At 62.0% G+C, this 17456-nt stretch carries 20 protein-coding genes; 15 read left to right on the forward strand and 5 right to left on the reverse strand.

Translation table 11 applies throughout. The features are described from left to right. The first annotated feature begins 425 nt into the window (after window positions 1–425). Window positions 426–722 carry a hypothetical protein gene (locus ACFWU5_RS05910; RefSeq protein WP_379241436.1) on the forward strand — a complete coding sequence of 99 codons (297 nt, stop codon included), beginning with the start codon at window positions 426–428 and terminating at the stop codon, window positions 720–722. Between the two features lie 99 nt (window positions 723–821). Here the strand turns inward: ACFWU5_RS05910 and ACFWU5_RS05915 are convergent, their stop codons facing one another. The 3 genes from ACFWU5_RS05915 to ACFWU5_RS05925 are packed head-to-tail and all read right to left on the reverse strand — an operon-like array spanning window position 822 to window position 2440. Then, complete coding sequence (locus ACFWU5_RS05915) at window positions 822–1586, reverse strand: hypothetical protein (protein WP_379241437.1); 765 nt, start codon at window positions 1584–1586, stop codon at window positions 822–824. A 21-nt stretch (window positions 1587–1607) separates the two neighbouring features. Next, window positions 1608–2117 (reverse strand): YbaB/EbfC family nucleoid-associated protein, encoded by a 510-nt coding sequence (locus ACFWU5_RS05920; protein WP_379241438.1) that lies wholly within the window; start codon window positions 2115–2117, stop codon window positions 1608–1610. A gap of 8 nt (window positions 2118–2125) precedes the next feature. Beyond that, the gene (locus ACFWU5_RS05925; RefSeq protein WP_379241439.1) at window positions 2126–2440 is read right to left on the reverse strand and encodes a hypothetical protein; all 315 of its coding nucleotides are present in this window, start codon (window positions 2438–2440) and stop codon (window positions 2126–2128) included. Window positions 2441–2758: 318 nt separating this feature from the next. Between ACFWU5_RS05925 and ACFWU5_RS05930 the strand changes: the two genes are divergently transcribed. The 12 genes from ACFWU5_RS05930 to eccB all read left to right on the forward strand — a co-directional run bounded on the left by ACFWU5_RS05930 (window position 2759) and on the right by eccB (window position 13989). Continuing rightward, window positions 2759–3910 (forward strand): hypothetical protein, encoded by a 1152-nt coding sequence (locus ACFWU5_RS05930; protein ID WP_379241440.1) that lies wholly within the window; start codon window positions 2759–2761, stop codon window positions 3908–3910. Between the two features lie 59 nt (window positions 3911–3969). Then, window positions 3970–5880, forward strand: a complete 1911-nt coding sequence (locus tag ACFWU5_RS05935; protein ID WP_379241441.1) for a hypothetical protein — start codon at window positions 3970–3972, stop codon at window positions 5878–5880. Further along, window positions 5877–6662 carry an ESX secretion-associated protein EspG gene (locus ACFWU5_RS05940; protein ID WP_379241442.1) on the forward strand — a complete coding sequence of 262 codons (786 nt, stop codon included), beginning with the start codon at window positions 5877–5879 and terminating at the stop codon, window positions 6660–6662. The genes ACFWU5_RS05935 and ACFWU5_RS05940 overlap by 4 nt, the downstream gene beginning before the upstream one ends. A gap of 731 nt (window positions 6663–7393) precedes the next feature. After that, the gene (locus tag ACFWU5_RS05945) at window positions 7394–7705 is read left to right on the forward strand and encodes a YbaB/EbfC family nucleoid-associated protein (RefSeq protein ID WP_379241444.1); all 312 of its coding nucleotides are present in this window, start codon (window positions 7394–7396) and stop codon (window positions 7703–7705) included. Between the two features lie 92 nt (window positions 7706–7797). Then, window positions 7798–8112, forward strand: coding sequence for a hypothetical protein (locus tag ACFWU5_RS05950; RefSeq protein ID WP_379241445.1), 315 nt, complete (start codon window positions 7798–7800; stop codon window positions 8110–8112). Continuing rightward, window positions 8109–9434 carry a hypothetical protein gene (locus ACFWU5_RS05955; protein ID WP_379241446.1) on the forward strand — a complete coding sequence of 442 codons (1326 nt, stop codon included), beginning with the start codon at window positions 8109–8111 and terminating at the stop codon, window positions 9432–9434. Before ACFWU5_RS05950 ends, ACFWU5_RS05955 begins: the two co-directional genes overlap by 4 nt. A gap of 30 nt (window positions 9435–9464) precedes the next feature. Continuing rightward, window positions 9465–9779, forward strand: a complete 315-nt coding sequence (locus ACFWU5_RS05960; RefSeq protein WP_379241447.1) for a PE family protein — start codon at window positions 9465–9467, stop codon at window positions 9777–9779. Continuing rightward, the gene (locus tag ACFWU5_RS05965; protein ID WP_379241448.1) at window positions 9776–10831 is read left to right on the forward strand and encodes a PPE domain-containing protein; all 1056 of its coding nucleotides are present in this window, start codon (window positions 9776–9778) and stop codon (window positions 10829–10831) included. Before ACFWU5_RS05960 ends, ACFWU5_RS05965 begins: the two co-directional genes overlap by 4 nt. After that, the gene (locus tag ACFWU5_RS05970) at window positions 10828–11616 is read left to right on the forward strand and encodes an ESX secretion-associated protein EspG (protein ID WP_379241449.1); all 789 of its coding nucleotides are present in this window, start codon (window positions 10828–10830) and stop codon (window positions 11614–11616) included. The genes ACFWU5_RS05965 and ACFWU5_RS05970 overlap by 4 nt, the downstream gene beginning before the upstream one ends. Window positions 11617–11715: 99 nt before the next feature. After that, entirely contained in the window at window positions 11716–12012 is a 297-nt protein-coding gene (locus ACFWU5_RS05975; protein ID WP_379241450.1) for a WXG100 family type VII secretion target, read from the forward strand. 94 nt (window positions 12013–12106) lie between these two features. Then, the gene (locus tag ACFWU5_RS05980; RefSeq protein WP_379241451.1) at window positions 12107–12385 is read left to right on the forward strand and encodes a hypothetical protein; all 279 of its coding nucleotides are present in this window, start codon (window positions 12107–12109) and stop codon (window positions 12383–12385) included. 95 nt (window positions 12386–12480) lie between these two features. Further along, a complete protein-coding gene (gene eccB / locus ACFWU5_RS05985; protein ID WP_379241452.1) occupies window positions 12481–13989 on the forward strand; it encodes a type VII secretion protein EccB in 1509 nt (502 codons plus the stop codon). Window positions 13990–14053: 64 nt separating this feature from the next. Here eccB and ACFWU5_RS05990 read toward each other — a convergent pair whose 3' ends face one another. Both ACFWU5_RS05990 and ACFWU5_RS05995 read right to left on the reverse strand, forming a co-directional pair. Then, a complete protein-coding gene (locus tag ACFWU5_RS05990) occupies window positions 14054–14632 on the reverse strand; it encodes a GNAT family N-acetyltransferase (protein WP_379241453.1) in 579 nt (192 codons plus the stop codon). Continuing rightward, on the reverse strand, window positions 14629–15438 hold the full coding sequence (locus ACFWU5_RS05995) for a GntR family transcriptional regulator (protein WP_379241454.1): 810 nt from the start codon (window positions 15436–15438) through the stop codon (window positions 14629–14631). Before ACFWU5_RS05995 ends, ACFWU5_RS05990 begins: the two co-directional genes overlap by 4 nt. A gap of 173 nt (window positions 15439–15611) precedes the next feature. Here ACFWU5_RS05995 and ACFWU5_RS06000 point away from each other — a divergent pair, with 173 nt between their 5' ends. Continuing rightward, a complete protein-coding gene (locus tag ACFWU5_RS06000; protein WP_379241455.1) occupies window positions 15612–16112 on the forward strand; it encodes a DUF4254 domain-containing protein in 501 nt (166 codons plus the stop codon). 111 nt (window positions 16113–16223) lie between these two features. Continuing rightward, window positions 16224–17450 carry a hypothetical protein gene (locus ACFWU5_RS06005; RefSeq protein WP_379241456.1) on the forward strand — a complete coding sequence of 409 codons (1227 nt, stop codon included), beginning with the start codon at window positions 16224–16226 and terminating at the stop codon, window positions 17448–17450. Window positions 17451–17456: the final 6 nt, after the last annotated feature.

Here is a 17456-nt window from a genome sequence, read left to right on the forward strand (position 1 = left end):
TGCAACGAGGCTCCATCTGCGATTTATCTCTATGAACGCTTCGCGAGAAACTCGCTCAAACTCCTCGGCACTCGAAAAATTACGTCCATCGATTGCAAAGGCAGCAACCCAGTCGTCATCGCCAACTAAGGTTCGGACCAGCCAAACATGCCGACCTGCGTTTTGCGAAGTCAATGGAGTCTCCCAACTTCTTGGCCGCGTGGTCCGCGGTGTATCAACGCACCGGCCAGTCAGTACAGGGCTTGCTCAAGCGTACCGCGAGGCTCCGTAGCTTGTGATGTGTTGAATCGGCTACCCTGCGATCGTCAAATTCTCCTCTAAGCGGCATGTCCTGGTCTATAGGTGACATAGGTCGGCGGGGTGTCCGATGGTACGGTTGCTTGCAAAGCTGTGATGTGCGCGGCGGTAGAGAGTTGAGGTCCCCATTGACTGCCCAAAAGCCGGATCGGAAGGTCTGCCTGGTCCGAACTCTGGTCGGCGACGACGACTGGGTCGCCACCTTCGTGATCGATGGACGTAAATACCCAACTGTCGAAGACTTCGCGCGGGTGAAGCTCGAAGCATTCGACGAAATAAATACGGGATGGAAAATTGTCTCGGAATTCGAGACGAGAGTCGTCGGCCCGAACGAACCGGAGTTTCCGTATCCGTCATGGGAGGAGTATCGGGCTGCCCTTGAAGGTGGTGAGCTGGGGGTTTCTCGGAAACCTAAACGAGTCTAGATCTGATGTAACACCAACCGCATGCGCGAAAAACTTCTTCCTATTGCTGTATCGCTGTGCGCACGGAACGTGCAGCGAGCTATCGCCTATGGATTCGGTTCAGTAGCCCTCTACTTTGGCGTGCAGAATCCGCTGAAAAGTGTGTGTGCCGTCGATATCGAGGTAGGGGCAGCCGTCGGTATCCTGGTGTAGCGACGCGGTTGGGTCGTCGGGTGCGATCCAGAGAAGTTTGCCGGCCTCGATCCACGGGCGTAGATCGAAATCGTAGTCACTGGCGATTTGGGTGTGTTCGTTCCATGCGCGCCAATGGCCTTTAGCATCATATACATCGTATTTCTCAGCCCCCCAAAAGTTTTCCAACGGGACCCCCACTGCGCGTTGGGTGCTGAAGTAGGTGGTATTCCATCCGGTGTGGGGGCCGATCGGGATCTGCGCGATGACGGCACGGACCGTGGGGCGTTCCAAGATGCGTGGAATCACGTAGGGGCGGTCGGGGCCTGGCTTGCGAAAGAAGGGCGCGGAAGTCAACGGTTCGACCAGACGGACCGCTCCTCCCATCGCCAGCCAGGTAGGGAGGACCGGGTCGACCACGCGACGTATCGGGTTTTCGCTGTCCCAGTACCAACCGTCGAGGTCGACGGTGTCCATCGGCCATCGGACAGGTTCGTCGGTGAACGGGCAGCGAGAGACGAGAACATCGGGAAGTAGTTCGCGGTACTGCTTGCCTAGCTCGATCGCTTGATAGATCGCCTTTTCGCCCTCGTCGGTGTACCCGAGGTCTTTGTACAGTCGCTTGAGCCGATTGCCTTCGTCGAGCAACGCTTGGCGTTCTTCGGCGAACTTCCGTGTGGCTTCATCGGTCACTGGATCTCCTTCGGCCGACCGCTACCAACTGTCATCGGTCACGCTCGTCCGCCGCCGTTCGTTCCATTGTTCGTGGTCTTCGGCATCAACGAACACCGGCGAATCACTGACGGCTTCATTGCGTTCGAGTGAGCCGGGGGGCGCCATCGAGGGTTTGGGCAGGCTGGGACTGGTGTCGCCGAGGTCCGGTAAGCCTTCGATGAGTTCGTGAATCTTCGGCATCTTGGCCCGCTGCTCAGTGATCGGCGCCATCAACTCCTGGGCTTTACGGCCTACTTCCGCGGCCGCGTTCTGCGCCGCGGAAGTCACGGCTTTGGCGATCTCGGCATTGGTGAGATCGTCGACAGTCGGCGAGATCTTCGTTTCGATCACCGCGCCGTCAGCGTTGACCGTTACCGAGATCCGTCGATTTTCCGCGTAGCCAGTGGCGGTGAGTTGTGCCCGCTGCTGTGCGACCTCGGCTATCGCCTTCATCTGACGGTTGAGACCGTCGAACACTGATGCCGCGTCGTCGACGCTCCTGTCCGCCATGGTGTCGTCTACCGGAACAATCCGGCGTTGTGGTCCTCGGTCTTCGCGGAGGACCCGCCCGATTCGGTAATGCCTGTCGCGAGGGCGCTCATAGAGCTCGAGACGGCTCTTGTGGTTGCGGTGATGTTGGTGCTGTTTTTCTCGAAACCCTTGTCACCGCTGGCGAACTTGCCGCCGAACGCATCATCGCCCCAGGCCGAGGAAGCCGCCGAGACGGCGGACTGGCCGGCGGTGGCGATCGCCGCGAGGCGATCGGCGATGGAATCGGCCGATGCTGCCAGTAGTCGTAGCTTGTCTGCGTTGACCTCGATGTGATCAGCCATCGGAATCTCCCCTGTGTGAACGTCTATCGCCCGCGACCCATCGGGCACTCGATTCGACTGTGCCACAGAGCGTGTCTCAGCACAATCGGGTAAGAGTTGTCGTAGATCGCGGCTAGCGCACGGTGCTGCGGGCCCGCATAGTGTACGGGTACCGTGAATCATGCTCGGCACCTAGCTGGTTGGGGTGGAGTGGCGGCTCGCGATCTGTCAGCTGTGGCGTTACGGAGGGACCTGAGAGCTGTGAGGGAATCGGTGGGGCGGATACCCGGACTCGAGTCGCCGGATGTCGGATTCAGCCTCGGGACCGGATCCTCCGTTGTGTCGGACGTGACGACCGGCCGTGGCGAATCGCGGCCCGCATCGGAGGATTGGCTGTACGAGGCGGCGCGAGCCTTCGTCGGGGTCGGTCCCGCTGGGTGGCGGCGCCTCGAAGCCGTTGTCGCTCTGACCGTCGTCGCTGGTGTGGCCCGAGCGGACTGGTTCGACGAGAAGGAACAGTCGGTGCGGGCCGAGGTGCCAGAGGCTGTCCTGGAGCTGGTTCGTGAGCACCGGTCACGGGATGCTCGGAAAGCCGACGGGCCATGGTGGCGGATGACTGTGCGACTGACAGTGCTCGGCGAAGTCGACTTCGAATTGGACTATGGCGCTGAGCCATTCCCTGATGATCAACTGTTCGCCCCGGAGGCGTACGCGGCCGACCTACTAGCGCATCCACGCAGTCGGCTTCCGGTGTGGTTGGCCGCGTATGTGCGACAGGAGGGCTCGCAGCGGCGCTCACCCAAACAGGCCGCACAACAGGCCAGGGCTGATCGCTCGCGGGGCCAGTGGGCAGCGCCGGTGCAGGGGTTGCCCACATTGTCGGTGATGTGGGCAAGGTGGGCTGTCCTCGCGGCCGTGCACGCCGCGATCGAGTCGCCGAGCGGACCACGTGTTTTGCCCTCATTCGGCATGTTCGAGACCGAGGGCAGGAGTGGCTCGTCTCTGTATCTATTGCCCGGTGATCGCGCCGTGTTGTCCGGCGGAGTGTGGGACGCGGCGGATCTCGATGCTGCTTACAACGGTGGTGCGGTGATGCCCGATTACTACCTTGGGGCGCCCGACTGGGTCGCGAATCCGGTATTGAATCCGCGAGCGGGCACTGGGTTGCTGTCGTTCTGCTTCTGGTGGGACGGGTCTGGGTGGTATCGAGGTGAGTCGGCGGATGTCGAGCATCATCGGTCTGCGATTCCAGAGGTGCTGACGGCGGCTGGTACGGCGGATGCGGTGTGTGAGGTTCTGCCGGAATCTCTTCGTGGTGAGCGGCTATCGGTAGCGATGGCGGCGGTGGCCGCGGCTGAGCGTGCTACAGCCTCTCGGGATGCCGTATCGGGTCTTTTTTCGAGTGAGGGCTCTGTCGACATCGATGGCGCGTTGTATCAGTTGTCTCTTGCTGGGTTGATAGGCGCAAGGGCGGTGCCCAATCTAATGTGAGGAACGCCTGTTGCGCCAAACGCTAAACCGCGAAATACATCTACTCTGGAGGGGAACCGATGGCTGAAGGTAACGCTTTTACCGGGTACAAGACTGATGCCCGAAACGGTGCTTTTGATAGCAATGGCGTCGCATTCGATCCCGCAGTCGCAACTGCAATGGCGCAGCAATGTGCAAATCTGACCAATCTTGTGAATGAATGCCTAAATATAATAAGGTCTGCGACGGACCTTCAGCCACTTAATCAAAGGGGCTCGGGGGCGAAGTTGGCTGACAAATTTAACGCGGCTGGAAAGAGGCTGATCGATACAGTTCTGCCTGAACACCTCAATATACTGAGGGACATGGGTGAGACGTTCGTGGCTGCGGGTAAACTATTCACGGGGGTAGACGACGCGTCTGCCGAGGCATTCAGAAATGGAACGTATACGAGTGATCAACTGGCCACAGCCTTCCAGGGGTTCACGAAACCGTCGGATCAGTGGTCGCCGCGGACCGCATTGTCTATAAGCGTTGGACAAGTAGAGCTTCCTGGATGGAAGCAGTCTCAACCGACAGAAATTCCTCTCTTGACTAATCATCATAAATATTCTTGGAGTGGGACTTATTCATCAGATTATGATGACAAACTGGCGGGAACCTCTCATGCGAATGCCTTGCAGGAACTTGTGGGAAGTGTTGGACTCTCAATGGATCGCGAGGTAAATATAGAGCCAGAGCCGGGAATTCAGTACCAGTGGGATGATTTTCATAACCACTGGGAACATTTCGCGCATACCTCTAACGTAATCTCCAGACTGGCGGCAATTGCGCAAGATTACCACAGAGTGTACGCGTACCTCGATGTGGGAATTCGTGATATGCACACGGCGGTTGATCAGCACCTTCAGGGCTACCAAGGAGACTCCACGGTCGGAGGGAAGTGGGCATCTCCTGGCGCATTGGCTGCCAAGGCGTCGGTATCGAAGTATATAGCCAGCGCGGAGGCGTTAGCGCGCGCAACTAAGTTGATGAGTTGGAACTATGCGCATGCTCAAGGCTGGATGAATCGTCTTCAAAATTTTCTGCCCTATCGCAGCATCAAAGAGGAGTGCGGAGATAATCCCGAAAAATGGGTTGTCGACAGCTGGATGAAAGAACTTCGACAAGCATGGGACAATTGGTACGGCGAGGGTGTTAAGGAATCGGGATCCGCAATCCCGATTATGCCGAATCCGAAGGATTCGCTATCGGTAAAGGTGCCCGAAATAGTGATTCCTCCTGTCAGCCAAGTGCCGGGAAACCCCTCCGGTCTGGGTGGGCAAGCGCCGACCGGGGGCGGAAGTCCGAGCATCCCGTCAACCCCGTCCCCATCAATTCCTACGACCCCCACTCCCTCCATTCCGACGACCCAGAATCCGGTAACGACTGAAGACCAGACACAGAAGACTCTTCAGTCCCTGTTGGAGCAGGGCAGCACGGTGCTACAACAGGGCGTTGAAGCGGTCGGAACGGCGGCCGAGAGCGCTTCCTCAGCCCTTACTTCGGCAATCACCGAGGGATTGACGGCTGCCACCGCCACAGACCAGTCGCAAACGCCACTGAGCGTGGCGCCGAGTGCCGGAGTCCCGTCGGGACAATCTGGCGGTGGGAAGTCGGCCATGTCCGGCGGTGCGGGTAGCGCCGGCGGCGCGGGTAGTGCAGGCGGCGGCGCAACGCAGCCGACAAAATCGCAACTGTTTCCCCGCGCCGCAGTGCAGGGGGTGCAGACCGCAGAGGTATCGACCGCCACGGCCAGAGCTGGACTCGCCTCGACTGGGGCGACCTCTGGCATGTCCAGTCCGATGATGGGATCGCCCGCGGCCGGTGGCGCGCAGGGGCAGGGGCAGGGCAAGGAACACAAGCGAGCCCAGTACCTCGATTCCGCAGAGAATCTCGATGCCGCTCTCGGCGATACGCCGTCAGCTGTCGTGCCGGTGGCTGAAAAATGATGGTGCGATGGCGATTTACCGAAGCGGAGTTCTACGTCCTGTGGATGGATAAGGCGGGAATGGAGCCGCCGGAACCGTTCATGTTCACCTCGCTGACACGGACCCCCGAGGATCTCCGCATCGAACTCCGGGAAGCCCGAGCGAGCTTGAACGAAAAGATGGATGGCGACTTCCACGCTGCGTTCGACGCGATGGCGAACCCCGATATGTACCTGTCCGCTTATGGGTGGAACGATCAGGACCCGTGGGGTGTTGATTCGCAGATTCGGGTGCGGGCTACCAGGAAGGGTCCGAGGGGCTACCTGATCACCCAGTTGCCCGGCGCGACATACTGGCGGCGCGGCGGCTACACCGTGAGTGAATGTGACCCGATCGAGTTGTCCAATGTGGTTATCGACGCGATGCCATCCGCTGAGCGCGGTAGTCGCGGGGATATGGCACTTACCGCGCCCGATCAAGACCTGGACTACGATCACGGACGCTCGGTGGTATCCGGTCCGCTGGATACTGCCGTGAACAAGACTGAGAAATTCCTCCAGGAGGCAGCCTTGGCGGCAGGAGAGATCTATGTTGTCCAGGGCCGGTCGGTTTTCGGTCCACGCGGAGCGACTCGCCACCTGGTTCGTTTCAGAGACCTCGCTGATGACGGCCGCTATGTCATCACTGAGAACCCCGCTTACGTTCGCGCGGTGGACCGAACGAGGTTCGTCTCGGTCCTCAACAGTCATGTCGCGTTGGTGATCGCCGCGATCAAGGACGAACGAGGGTCGGCTCGCACGTGAAGTAACGGCGATCCCGAGATGCGCGTTCGCTCGACTCTGCTCGCCCCGGCAGACGTAGGTCGTTCGACATAGCTTGTCGAACGACCTACCGAACGGCGAGGCTCTCGTAGCGCGCCGCGTGGAAGCTGCCGGTCGTCCTTGCTCGGACGAGCTGCTGCAGCACAACGAAGCGCACCCTTCAGATAGACTGAAGGGTAAGTGTCGCAATCAGATTGAGGATTTGCCAGCGAGGGTTGCAGGCTCGGGGGGAGGGCATCGCACATCTGGTGGCACCCAGCCCTCTCGGATGCGGCTTGATCTGGTGCGGTAGGCGAAATGTGTGATACTTCTAGACGAAGCGATCCGGGGAGGGAGTTGTCGATGCGCGAGTCGAGCGTAGAAGGTTCTGGTGGGGCGGACTGCCCCACCTACACTGCCGTTTCGATGAGCGGGTCGATCAAGGTTCGCACTTCCGAACAGGGGTTGCCACTTGGGCTGCGTGTGGATCCCGCTGAGCTGCACCGCGATCCATCGCAGCTCGCCGCCGAGATTCTGCGACTCTGCCAGCGCACCGCCGCGCGTGCCGGGGCTCTCCGACGCAGGCAGTTGGCGGAGGCTGGGGTGAGTGCTGAAACTCTCGCACTGTCCGGGCTTCCCACCGAAGCCGACGTAGCTCGTCTCGAGTACGTCGAGGAGCAGGAATACGACACCGAGCCGCAGAGCTGGCTCCGGACTATCTGAAGGAGGACGGTGTGGTCGGGTCGTGGGACGAGCTGGAGGCGCGAGCTCGCCAACGGATGTATCGGATCGAGGAACTCGGTGAGCAGATGCATGCGGTTCGGGAACGGGTGACGTCCGCGGAGGGTGCGGTGACTGTCGAAGTGGACGGCAACGGCGCTCTGGTGGATTTACGGTTCTCTGATGAGATCTCACGGATGTCACCAGACGACTTCGAGCGGGCCGTGGTAGACGCCGGCAACGAGGCGGTCCGCGAAGCATTCGCGCGGCGTGCCGAGCTGATCGCTTCTCTCGCTGAGGAGTTCGCTCCTCGGCAGGCAGTTTAAGCAAGTCTTGTGGATGTGTTAACCCACTGGCGCAACGCTATTGGTGCAAGTACGCTTTGATCTAGATCGACGGAGAATGGGAGGGGATCACGATGGGCGACCTGGTAAAGGCCGACTTCGCGGCGATCACGGCTTTCGGTAGTACTCAAGCGACAACGGCGGCGCAGATCGCTGGTGCGGCTGGCATCGATTCCGCTACGGCGCTGGCTTCGGCAGTGCCGGTGTTCGGGCTGATCGGTCAGGACTTCCTGATCGCCTTCGCCCAGGCGCAAGCGAACTACCTTTTGTCGACGGCGGAAATCGCGGCGGTGCACGGTCAGACTGCGGCGAGCGCCTTCGCGGGTGTCGCTGCCTACGAGAGCACGGATTTGGCGTCTGCGATTAGCTTCGCCCTCAAATCGTTGTGAGCGACGCAGTACTGAACCAGACGGTTCTCGATGTCTTGCGTAACAGCCCCGCAGGGTCGATGCTGGATCTTCCGGTCCCGGATGTGTTGACGCAGCTGGGAATTCCCCAGCTGCCTACGATTCCGCAAATTTCGGGGCTGCCGGAGATCGCGCTGCCGTCGATCGACCCCACAGCACTGATCCAGCCAGCCGTGGACCTGCTGAGCGGGTTCGGAACTGGCGCTAGCGGTGGCGGTTTCGATATCTCGGACGTGTTCTCGCTGATGTCCGGGGTGTTGTCCGATTCGTCCAGTGCGACGAGTCAGGCTGTCAGTAAGGTTTCGACAGGCTGGCAGAGCGACGCCGCGGTCAAGGCTCAACAGAAGAGCCTCAGCGTGGTCGATGACATCGGGAATGTTCAAGTACAGGGCACAAACCAGAAGGCAATTCTGCTCGACGCGGAACGCGTTGTCGCGCAGGGGTACGCCGAACTCAGCGTGGTGATCGCGAAGTTCGTGGCCGAGGTGATAGCCGGTATAGCACTGCTCGTGACGCCCGCCGGAATACCGACGTTGCTCGCGATGGCGTCTCAAGTGATCGCTGAGGCAACTGTCATCGCCGCCCGAACACGGGGGGAGTTGACAATCAAGACCGCCCAGATCGTTGCTGCTGGAATGAAAGTACCGGTGACCGGCGCTCCCACCGTTGCTGATGCGGCCCAGTTGGCGAACTTGGTCATGCAATCAGTGCAGCCGCTGGTCTCGCCCGCTACGGAGTTGGCCACCAAGGTCGTCGAAAAGGGCAGCGCGGTAGTCAGTGGCGGCTCGGACATGGTCAGCGACGCCGTCAGTGGTCTGCAGTCGAGTATCAGTGGCATACAGACGGCGACGAACCAGAACGGTCAGGGCACAACGGCTGGCACGCCATCTGCCATCAACGGTGGTACCGGCGCTGATTCCACTGGCGGTACCGGCAGCGGTGCAGGTGGTGGATCCGGCCTCGGGGGGCTAATCGGCGGATCCCCGGCCACATCCCCAGCAAGCAGTCCGCTGACCAGGGCTCCGGTCAGTGATACCAGCTCGCCGACAAATCGCGCAGCAGCGACGAGCACATCCAACGCGGCAGCAACGGGCCGCTCTGCGGCAACGCCGATGATGCCGGGGATGGGCGGAGCGAACCGTGCTGGTGCAGCAGAGGATTCGGCGGCCGGCAACGTCCGCACAGATCTCGTCACCACAGCGCACGGCGATGAAGTAGTCGGAAACATAGAGGGCGTCTCCAACCCGGTTATCGGTGGCGTCGAAGTTGCGGATGAGCCGCCGGACAAAGCGCTCACGCTCTGAATCATCACAGGCAGCAGGAGGATTACCATCATGGCCAACAACGAAATCGCTGGGCTGAGTTTCGATTCCGAATCGGCCTTGGCCGCCGCAGCCCAACTGGACGCGCTCGCGGATCGGCTCGCCGCGGGCATGGAGAAAGAACAAATCAAGCTCACCATCGTCTCCGCGGGCGCCGACGAAGTATCGGTCCAAGCCGCGCGAACGCTCAACTCGGTCGCCGCATCCTTCCAACAGAGCGCTGGTAACGGCGTAGCCGAGCTGCGAAAGCTCGCTACCGCCTTGCGGGCACAGACCAACGAGTTCGGTCAGGTCGAAGAGCAGAGCGCTCTCGGCTTCAAGGTATGAGCGAGCCGCCGCCGATGCTGGAACCACAGAATCCCGGATTCACCGGGACGGTATGGGAGTCGCGGCCATCGGAACAGTTGGCTCGAGATCTTGTGACGGGCGCGGGCGCATCATCTGCGGCCGAAGCCGGTCTGGCCTGGGGACGACTGGGTGTCAGTTTCGCGGCGACGGCCGTCGAATACGATCGCATTCTCGGAACCCTCAGTACTGCTTGGGAATCCGAGAACAGCAGCCAGGTCATCGAACGGTTCCGCACTCTCTCGGACTGGTTGACGTCATCGGCGACCGCAGCTGCGGGAAACGCAGCACAAGCGGAGTCGCACGCGCTGACCTACGAGATCGCGCGGCTGGCCATGCCGGACGCCCAGGAAGTCACAGCGCTTCGTGACCTGCAAAACCTCCTGGAGAGCGTGGGCGCGGCTATGGGCGCGCCCATGCTCGCGAAAATCGCGCAAGCCGAGGACGACGCCGATGCGGCGAAAGCCGTCGCCGCACGAGTCATGCGCACCTACGAAGCCGCGACCGAGAGGTTGGCGACACCGTGGGAGCACGAGCCCGCACCAATGGTCGCGCCTGATGTGCAGGCGAATGGCGGGACATTGAGTACCGCCGACAATCCCGAGGCGTCACCTCAGGCGATGGCTGGGGCGCCCGGGTATTCGAGCGGGCCGATCAATTTCGCACCGGTGAAGACCGCCTATCGTGGCCGAACCACTACCCAGGTCTCCTCGCGTGACTCGGAAACGGTGCGAGTACAGCCGGTTTCGGTGCAACAGGCAGGCACGATGCCGTTCGCGCCGGGCATGGGTGCCGGGCACGGCGGACAGGACGAAGAGGAGCACTCGACACGCTCTGACCTGGCTGGAGTTCCTGCCGGCGACGCTGAGCTCGGACTGGGCTCGGGGATGCAGGTAGCGCCCGCCGTACTCGGCGGACTGGATCCGAGTGCGCAAAGAGGTGTCCCTGATATTGCTTTCACTGCCTCCACTGCCGGTGGTGAAGCGATGCCGACCGCTGAACCCGCAGGCGGAGAGGGAGCTTCGTCGCCATGACGACTTTGACCAATGATGGCGTCCTGGTCCTCGCGCGTCAGCTCGGCGTCCAGACGCTGCCGCTTGTCCTCGCGGTGAGTCCGCAACAGGATTCACATAGTGACTTGACCCTTGCGCACGAGCGCGCGCGAGTCGATCTGATCGCTCAGCGGGTGATCGACCCCAACGGTGACGTGGAGCCCGATATCGCTGATGCGATGTTCACACTGGCACAGCCGGACCGGGAACTCGCTATGCGGATCTTCGGTGATGACGGGTCAGTACGTGTGTGTGTGGCCCGGCGTGGCGAGAACCATGCCGTTGCCGTGCGCCGCGACGGTAGCCTCGAACTCCGGTCCATATGGACCGACGGGTCTGGAGAATCGCTTGCCCGGCCGCTGATCGAGGCGTTGGGACCGAGCGAAGCCGCCTCCGTTGTCAATTTCAGCGCGCTCTCCGTGGACTTGGGCGAACGCTTCGATACCGCCATAACGTCGGAGGACTACGCGAGTGCCGTCTACAGCTTCGGTGTCGAAGACACCCAAGCCACGGCCTACGGACTCGCGTTGGCCTCCTGCCACGCATACGCCGAAGTTGTGGCCTATGCGTACTCCGACGGCGCGACAGACCGATCACCGGGAGCCGCCGTCGTGTACGACACCGGAAGGGGCCGCATTGTGGTCGCACCGGGTGTCGCTCCGGACCAGCAAGTCTGGTCCACACTGTCACCGGGCACCGATCACCGTTTCGCGCAAGCGATTTCGGGATTGATCGACCGATTGCCTGGGGGGAGGTGGCTGTCGTGATCCAGACATGAACACGCAGCTGCTCCACGCAGAGATGGCGATGTGCGACCGCATTGCCTGGCCGTAGTAAGTACACACAAGAGATCGAGGTACACACCGATGGTTGCAGTTGACGAAGCGAAGGTTCAGTCAGCGAAGGATGAGGTCGCGAGTGCAGTCGACCACATTCAGCGAGTTCTCCAAGACGTCCAGGAGCTGGTAGACAGCGGCAAGAAGGGCTTCGTCGGCGCTGCGGGAGCCGCGTATGTCGGAGCCGCATCGGCTTGGGACGAGGAAGCCGTCCGCCTGAAGGGGGTTCTGATCAAGCTCGAGGCACAAGTCGGCGAGGGGCAGACCACCTACGCCAAGATGGAAGCGGTGAACGAAGAGGGGTTCGCACGATTGACGAATCTCTGACCAAGTTTCGCCGTTCCCGACCATATTTGATAGAAATCACAAGGAGTAGAAGATGTCCGGTGTAACTGTCTACGACAGAGCCACAATGACCCACATGTACACCGAGTTGCGTCGGCTTCACGGTGAACTGACGCGGGCCGGTGTCGACGAGATGGAAGCGGCCTCAACGAAGTTGAGGGTTGCTTGGTCGGATGACGCCGGCAACGTCAACGAGGCTTACAATTCCGGTTTCGGGCCGGTAAAGGCATCGTACGACAACGAATTCAAGGACACGCTGGCCAAGCTGGAAGCTATCGCCACCGCGGTAGAAGAGTCGATGGGCAGCGCTTTCGGCGCGGATGCCAGGATCGCGGACGGCTTCGGAGCTATCTAACCGGAGTTTCAAACATGGCACCCCTCTTCGTTAGGGGTGCCATGTTGTCGTTGTTCTGATTTGGTCGGCATGACAGTCGACCTGATGGAGGATTCGTGCCAGCACAGTTGACTACCCGCGCCCAGGTCAATGGGTACAGATTCTTGCTACGGCGGCTCGATCACGCATTGATTCGTCGGGACGTCCGTATGTTGCACGACCCGATGCGGGCCCAGTTTCGTTCGCTGGTCGTTGGTGCCGTGCTGGCGGTGTTGGTGGTCGCAGGCGCGGTCATTCTGTCGTTGATCAGTCCTCAGGGCTCGATCGGCGACGCGAAAATCGTGATGGGCAAGGACAGTGGTGCGTTGTATGTGGTGGTGCAGGACCAGAACAAGAACAGCACGCTGCACCCAGTCTTGAACTTGGCGTCGGCACGATTGATCATGGGAACTCGCGATGTGCCGAAATCAGTAAAAGACAACAAACTCAATTCGTTGCCCCGTGGTCCGCTCCTGGGAATCCCGGGGGCGCCCGCTGCTCTCCCTGTCGCTGACCACGGCGAGAAATCGCAGTGGACCCTGTGCGATACCGTGGAACTGTCGGCCTCCGGCGGAGCCGTCTCTTCTTCGGGCGCGACAACTACGGTTATCGCGGGCGAGCTCGAGCTGAGTGACCGGATGAAAGAGACGGGCCGTGACGCAGCGCTGCTCGTTCGCAACGGTGCGAAGACCTATCTTATATACGAGGGTAAACGGGCCGAGATCGATCTGCAGAATACCGTGATACAGCGCTCATTGAAGGCGTCGAACCTGATGCCGCGTCCGATTTCCACCGGACTTCTCGGGGTGCCGACCGCAGTAGCGCCGGTGTCTCCGCCGGTGATCGAACGCGCGGGCGAGCCCGGCCCTGGCAAGCTGAGCGATGTTCCGATCGGTGGCATCATCAGTGTGGCCGGCCTCGACAAATCTGCGACCGCAGAGCTCTATGTCGTTCTTTCCGGTGGAGTGCAACGTGTTTCGGAGTTCACGGCGGAGTTGATTCGCAACCAGGACTCATACGGAATGAGCACCAGTAAATCCGTTCCGCCGGATACGCTCGATGGGATCTCGACGGTGGACACTCTTCCGGTCGACGACTTCCCGATCAGCACGCCGAAGATCCTCGCCGCTGATCTGAATCCCGTTGCTTGTATCGAATGGACGAAAACGGCCGGCACTGGACTTCTGCAGTCCGACGCAACCGAAGGAGCCTCAGATCGTGCCACCGTATCCTTACTTGCGGGCACGCGTTTGCCGATTTCCGAGAAGACGAAACCTGTCAAGCTGGTGACGGCTGACGGCACCGGCAGCCGCATCGATGAGGTCTACTTACCACCGACCACGGGAGAATTCGTACGGGTGACCGGAACTGAACCGGGCAGTCCCCGGCGCGACCCTGGCTTGTTCTACATCATGGACACCGGAATCCGGTATGGCGTGCCGGATATAGACGCCGCGGATGTGCTCGGGTTGGGGAGAACGCCCCATCTGGCGCCGTGGTCGATCATCGGTCAATTAGTTCCAGGGCCTACGCTGGACAAGCAGGCTGCGCTGGTCGGCCATGACTCGCTCTCCGCGGCCAACTGAACGGCCATGAGGATCCGCCTCCCCGATGTTCGGCCGTGCTGGGTCCGTCGATGCGGAGGTCGCGCTAATCGCTGGCGGTCGACAGCGCACGGGTGAATCGTGCCGCAGAAGGATGGCGGCGCCAGTTCATGGTTCGACGCTGAAACAGCGCGCGCGATGGGCCGGTTGCGGCCGGTCCAGCGAGGCGCGCGAGATGAAAACCTGAACGACGGTAGTAGTCGTGCAATTCAGTGTTTGTGGTCCACGCGTCTAAGCGCACCCATGTCCGCTGCTCGAGTTCGGCCAGGTTGGCCGCGTGTGTGAGCATCCGTTTGCCGATCTGATTGCCCGCGAACCGCAGATCGACGATCATGAAGTGCACGATCACGGATTCGGCCAACTCCCACGGTGACCACAACCCCGGATCTGCCCGCTGGTTCACCGTGATCGTCCCCGCCGGCTCCCCGTCCACCTCCGCGATCCACGTCTCCCCCCGATCCAACGCCCGCCCGACGGCCCCCGCGAAGATCTCGATCGGCCGCCCCCGCCCCGCCACCGTCCACTGATCCGACCCGCGTGCGGTCAGCCACGACGTGCGCTGGACGCGCAGGCGGCAGATCAGTGGCAGGTCGCCCAGGGTGGCTGGGCGCAGGCGCACCGTCATGGCAGGGCGACGGCCAACCCGGGCGCGATGCCCAGTGTGCGGGCGATGACGTCGGTGCCGGTGGTGTCGCCGAGCTGGTAGGCGAGTTGGTTGCGGCCCGCCAGCGAGCGGTGGCGGGTGGCGCGGGTGACGCGTTCGTGGTTGGCGCCGATGCGCAGGTGGTCCAGCAGCACGGTGCCGGTGGCGACGCCAAGGACCGCGGCCTCCTCGGCGGTGGCGGCGCGGGCCAACACGGTGTCGCGGTGGGCGGTCTCGCCGTAGCCGCGGTCGGCCAGGCGGCGGGTGGTGCCCTCGGGGATGTCGTGGGGGGAGTCGATGCCCGCGGCTTCGGCGAGGTCGCGGGGGTAGAAGCTGACCTCCCACGACCAGGGCTCGTTGTCCAGGAACTGCACCACGGTGCGGGCCAACACCCAGGAACTGGGGCTGACACCCAGCCAGCGCGCGACCTCGGGCTCGGCGGGTTCCATCCTGGTGCTGAATTCCTTGGACGGTTCCCGGTTGGCCGCGCGCGCGATCTCCTCGAAGATGTCGTGCGCGGACTTGGGGCGGTCACGCCGGATGTGATCGGTGACCACCGACTCCAGCACTTCCTGATTGCGCACGATCGTGCCGCGCGAAGTCGCTGTGTAGACCAGGTTTTCGGCGACCAACACCTGAATCGCGTTGCGCGAGGTGGTGATCGAGACCTGCATCTGGGCGGCGAGCTCGGAATGGCTGGGCAATCGATCGCCCGGTTTCCATGTGCCCGCACGGATCTCCTCACGGAGGAGGTTCGCGATCCGCAGGTAGGTCGGACCGTCGGCCATCTTGCTCCTCGGTAAGTCGTGCAGGTAACGAAGTGTACTCGTATCGGTTACCTACGGCCGAGTAATGCTTGACAGGGAGCTTGCGAGGTTTATTGTAATGAACGTCCTGATCCGGTGCTCTGCGGCGATGACGGCGAGGCAACGTGGCTGGTTCGGAGAGTTCTACCGTAGTAATGGTTTTCCCCGACACGGTGCGCAGTGTCGACACCGCCGGACCCTCGGCACCCACCGGTCTGTTACCGCTGTCGGACATTCTCGTCCGGGCGTGTCGCGGACACCGGGTAGTCGGTGGACCCCTGCTGTGGTTCGCGCGCGATCTCGCCGTGCTGCACGAGAAACGTGTGGTCGGGCGCGGGGGAAAGGTCGATACCGACCTGGTGGTTCTGCGCGAAATCGACTGTCGCCGTGGTGAATTGGTGTTGGCCATCGACGACTGGGTCCTGCGTGGGATACCCCAGCACCGACTCGGCGCCACCCTGCACACCGAAACGGTCGGCGCGGTCATCGACCGCTTGGCCGAGGCTTCCGTGCGGGCGCACCACGCGCTGATGACGCTGTCCGCCCACGACGAGATGCTGCACTCCGCCTGGCACCACCTGGCCGAACTGGCCGACGCCTATGACGACCTGGTGCGTGATGTGTTGGCGGGTCGGCGACGTTTGCCGGAGTGGTGACCGACAGCGAAAGTGCTTGACGCCTAAGAACCTTCGCGAAGTGTGCGATATCGGCCCCCGTGTTAGCCTCGGCGAGACCATCGGGGTCGTTGGGTTGCATGGGGGATTTCGATGGGGGCTCGACGGCGCTGGATACTGGCCGTCTGTTCGGTGTTGGCCGTCTCGATGTCGGGCTGCGGTGCGGTCACCGACGGAGAAGTGCCGGAACCGGCGGTCGACCTCGGTCTTCTCGACGTGGGCGGCTATCCGACACGTCCGGTCGACTACGGTGCGGACAGCGCTGAACCCATGGTGCTGCACCGGGTGCGGGAGGCGCAGCGTTTGGCGGAGTACTTTCCGCTGCCGACCGAGGTAGACCCGTCGTTGACGCTGCTACACGATCGGCAGGAAAACGTCTTCGTCGGCGGGAAGACGAAGAGCTTTCCGACGATTCACCGCGATGTCAGCCTCACACCGATTTCCGGCGAAGCGTTCACCTCCGCGGGATTCATCGCGGGCTTCAATACCTCGGGAACAGCCGCGGAGGAGACAGCCTGGATCGGCTCAGCGCTGTCCTACGCCGGACTGGTGTATCGCGACAGCGCAACGGCCATCGCGGGGGCCACGGCGCTCGCTGACGCCGGGTTCAATCTCGACGGAGCCGAACCCGTGCAGTTGGTGCAGTTCCCGGCGGTGCGGTCCGCGTGGTTGCCCAAGGAACAGGTGCAGGCGGCCTGGCATGTGGTCGGCTCGGTTGTCGTGATCGTGGTCGCGGAGAGTCCGGAGAACCGGAAACTCGGCATCGCCGAACTGGCTCCGTTGACGACGCTCGTGGAAGGTGCGCTGCGGCGGCTGTCGGACCGGGTGGCCGCGTTTCGGCCGACTCCGGTCGATCAGTTGGCCTCGTTGCCGCTCGATGCCGACGGGTTGTTGCGACTGACCGTGCCGGAGACCACCGGTTACGAGTACGCGCACAAGCACGGCACCTACGACGCACGCGCGGACCTGCACTTGCGCAGAGACCCGCAACGGCACGCGCGCCTGAACGAGACTCACGGCATCGACCGGGTCGCCTATCGAGAGGCTGTTGTCGCGCGGGCCAGAGACGCCGACAGCGCTCGTCGGTATCTGGCCGACATCGCGGTCGGCAAGTTCCTGGCTCGGGAAGACTCGCCTGGCGGGCTGCCACAGGCTCGGTGCGCACGCAATCGCAGCGTGCGTCCGGGCCTTCTGCGCACCGAAAAGTACACCTGCTCAGTGGCTTTCGGGCGCTACGTGGCCACTGTGCATTCCCCCTGGTTACGTGACGCGCAGCAGCGGATCTCCGCGCAGTTCGCGATTCTTGTCAACAGCAGGTGAGGGCGA

The sequence above is a fragment of the Nocardia sp. NPDC058640 genome (assembly GCF_042716995.1).
GTDB lineage: Bacteria > Actinomycetota > Actinomycetes > Mycobacteriales > Mycobacteriaceae > Nocardia.

What these genes read in the sequence shown, in the direction of transcription:
- ACFWU5_RS06005 (WP_379241456.1), top strand. Translation starts at nt 16,224, where the DNA reads ATGGGGGCTCGACGGCGCTGGATACTGGCCGTCTGTTCGGTGTTGGCC.
- ACFWU5_RS06000 (WP_379241455.1), top strand. Translation starts at nt 15,612, where the DNA reads ATGGTTTTCCCCGACACGGTGCGCAGTGTCGACACCGCCGGACCCTCG.
- ACFWU5_RS05950 (WP_379241445.1), top strand. Translation starts at nt 7,798, where the DNA reads ATGGGCGACCTGGTAAAGGCCGACTTCGCGGCGATCACGGCTTTCGGT.
- ACFWU5_RS05970 (WP_379241449.1), top strand. Translation starts at nt 10,828, where the DNA reads ATGACGACTTTGACCAATGATGGCGTCCTGGTCCTCGCGCGTCAGCTC.
- ACFWU5_RS05920 (WP_379241438.1), bottom strand. Translation starts at nt 2,117, where the DNA reads ATGGCGGACAGGAGCGTCGACGACGCGGCATCAGTGTTCGACGGTCTC.
- ACFWU5_RS05935 (WP_379241441.1), top strand. Translation starts at nt 3,970, where the DNA reads ATGGCTGAAGGTAACGCTTTTACCGGGTACAAGACTGATGCCCGAAAC.
- ACFWU5_RS05940 (WP_379241442.1), top strand. Translation starts at nt 5,877, where the DNA reads ATGATGGTGCGATGGCGATTTACCGAAGCGGAGTTCTACGTCCTGTGG.
- ACFWU5_RS05980 (WP_379241451.1), top strand. Translation starts at nt 12,107, where the DNA reads ATGTACACCGAGTTGCGTCGGCTTCACGGTGAACTGACGCGGGCCGGT.
- ACFWU5_RS05965 (WP_379241448.1), top strand. Translation starts at nt 9,776, where the DNA reads ATGAGCGAGCCGCCGCCGATGCTGGAACCACAGAATCCCGGATTCACC.
- ACFWU5_RS05995 (WP_379241454.1), bottom strand. Translation starts at nt 15,438, where the DNA reads ATGGCCGACGGTCCGACCTACCTGCGGATCGCGAACCTCCTCCGTGAG.
- ACFWU5_RS05990 (WP_379241453.1), bottom strand. Translation starts at nt 14,632, where the DNA reads ATGACGGTGCGCCTGCGCCCAGCCACCCTGGGCGACCTGCCACTGATC.
- ACFWU5_RS05975 (WP_379241450.1), top strand. Translation starts at nt 11,716, where the DNA reads ATGGTTGCAGTTGACGAAGCGAAGGTTCAGTCAGCGAAGGATGAGGTC.
- ACFWU5_RS05960 (WP_379241447.1), top strand. Translation starts at nt 9,465, where the DNA reads ATGGCCAACAACGAAATCGCTGGGCTGAGTTTCGATTCCGAATCGGCC.
- ACFWU5_RS05925 (WP_379241439.1), bottom strand. Translation starts at nt 2,440, where the DNA reads ATGGCTGATCACATCGAGGTCAACGCAGACAAGCTACGACTACTGGCA.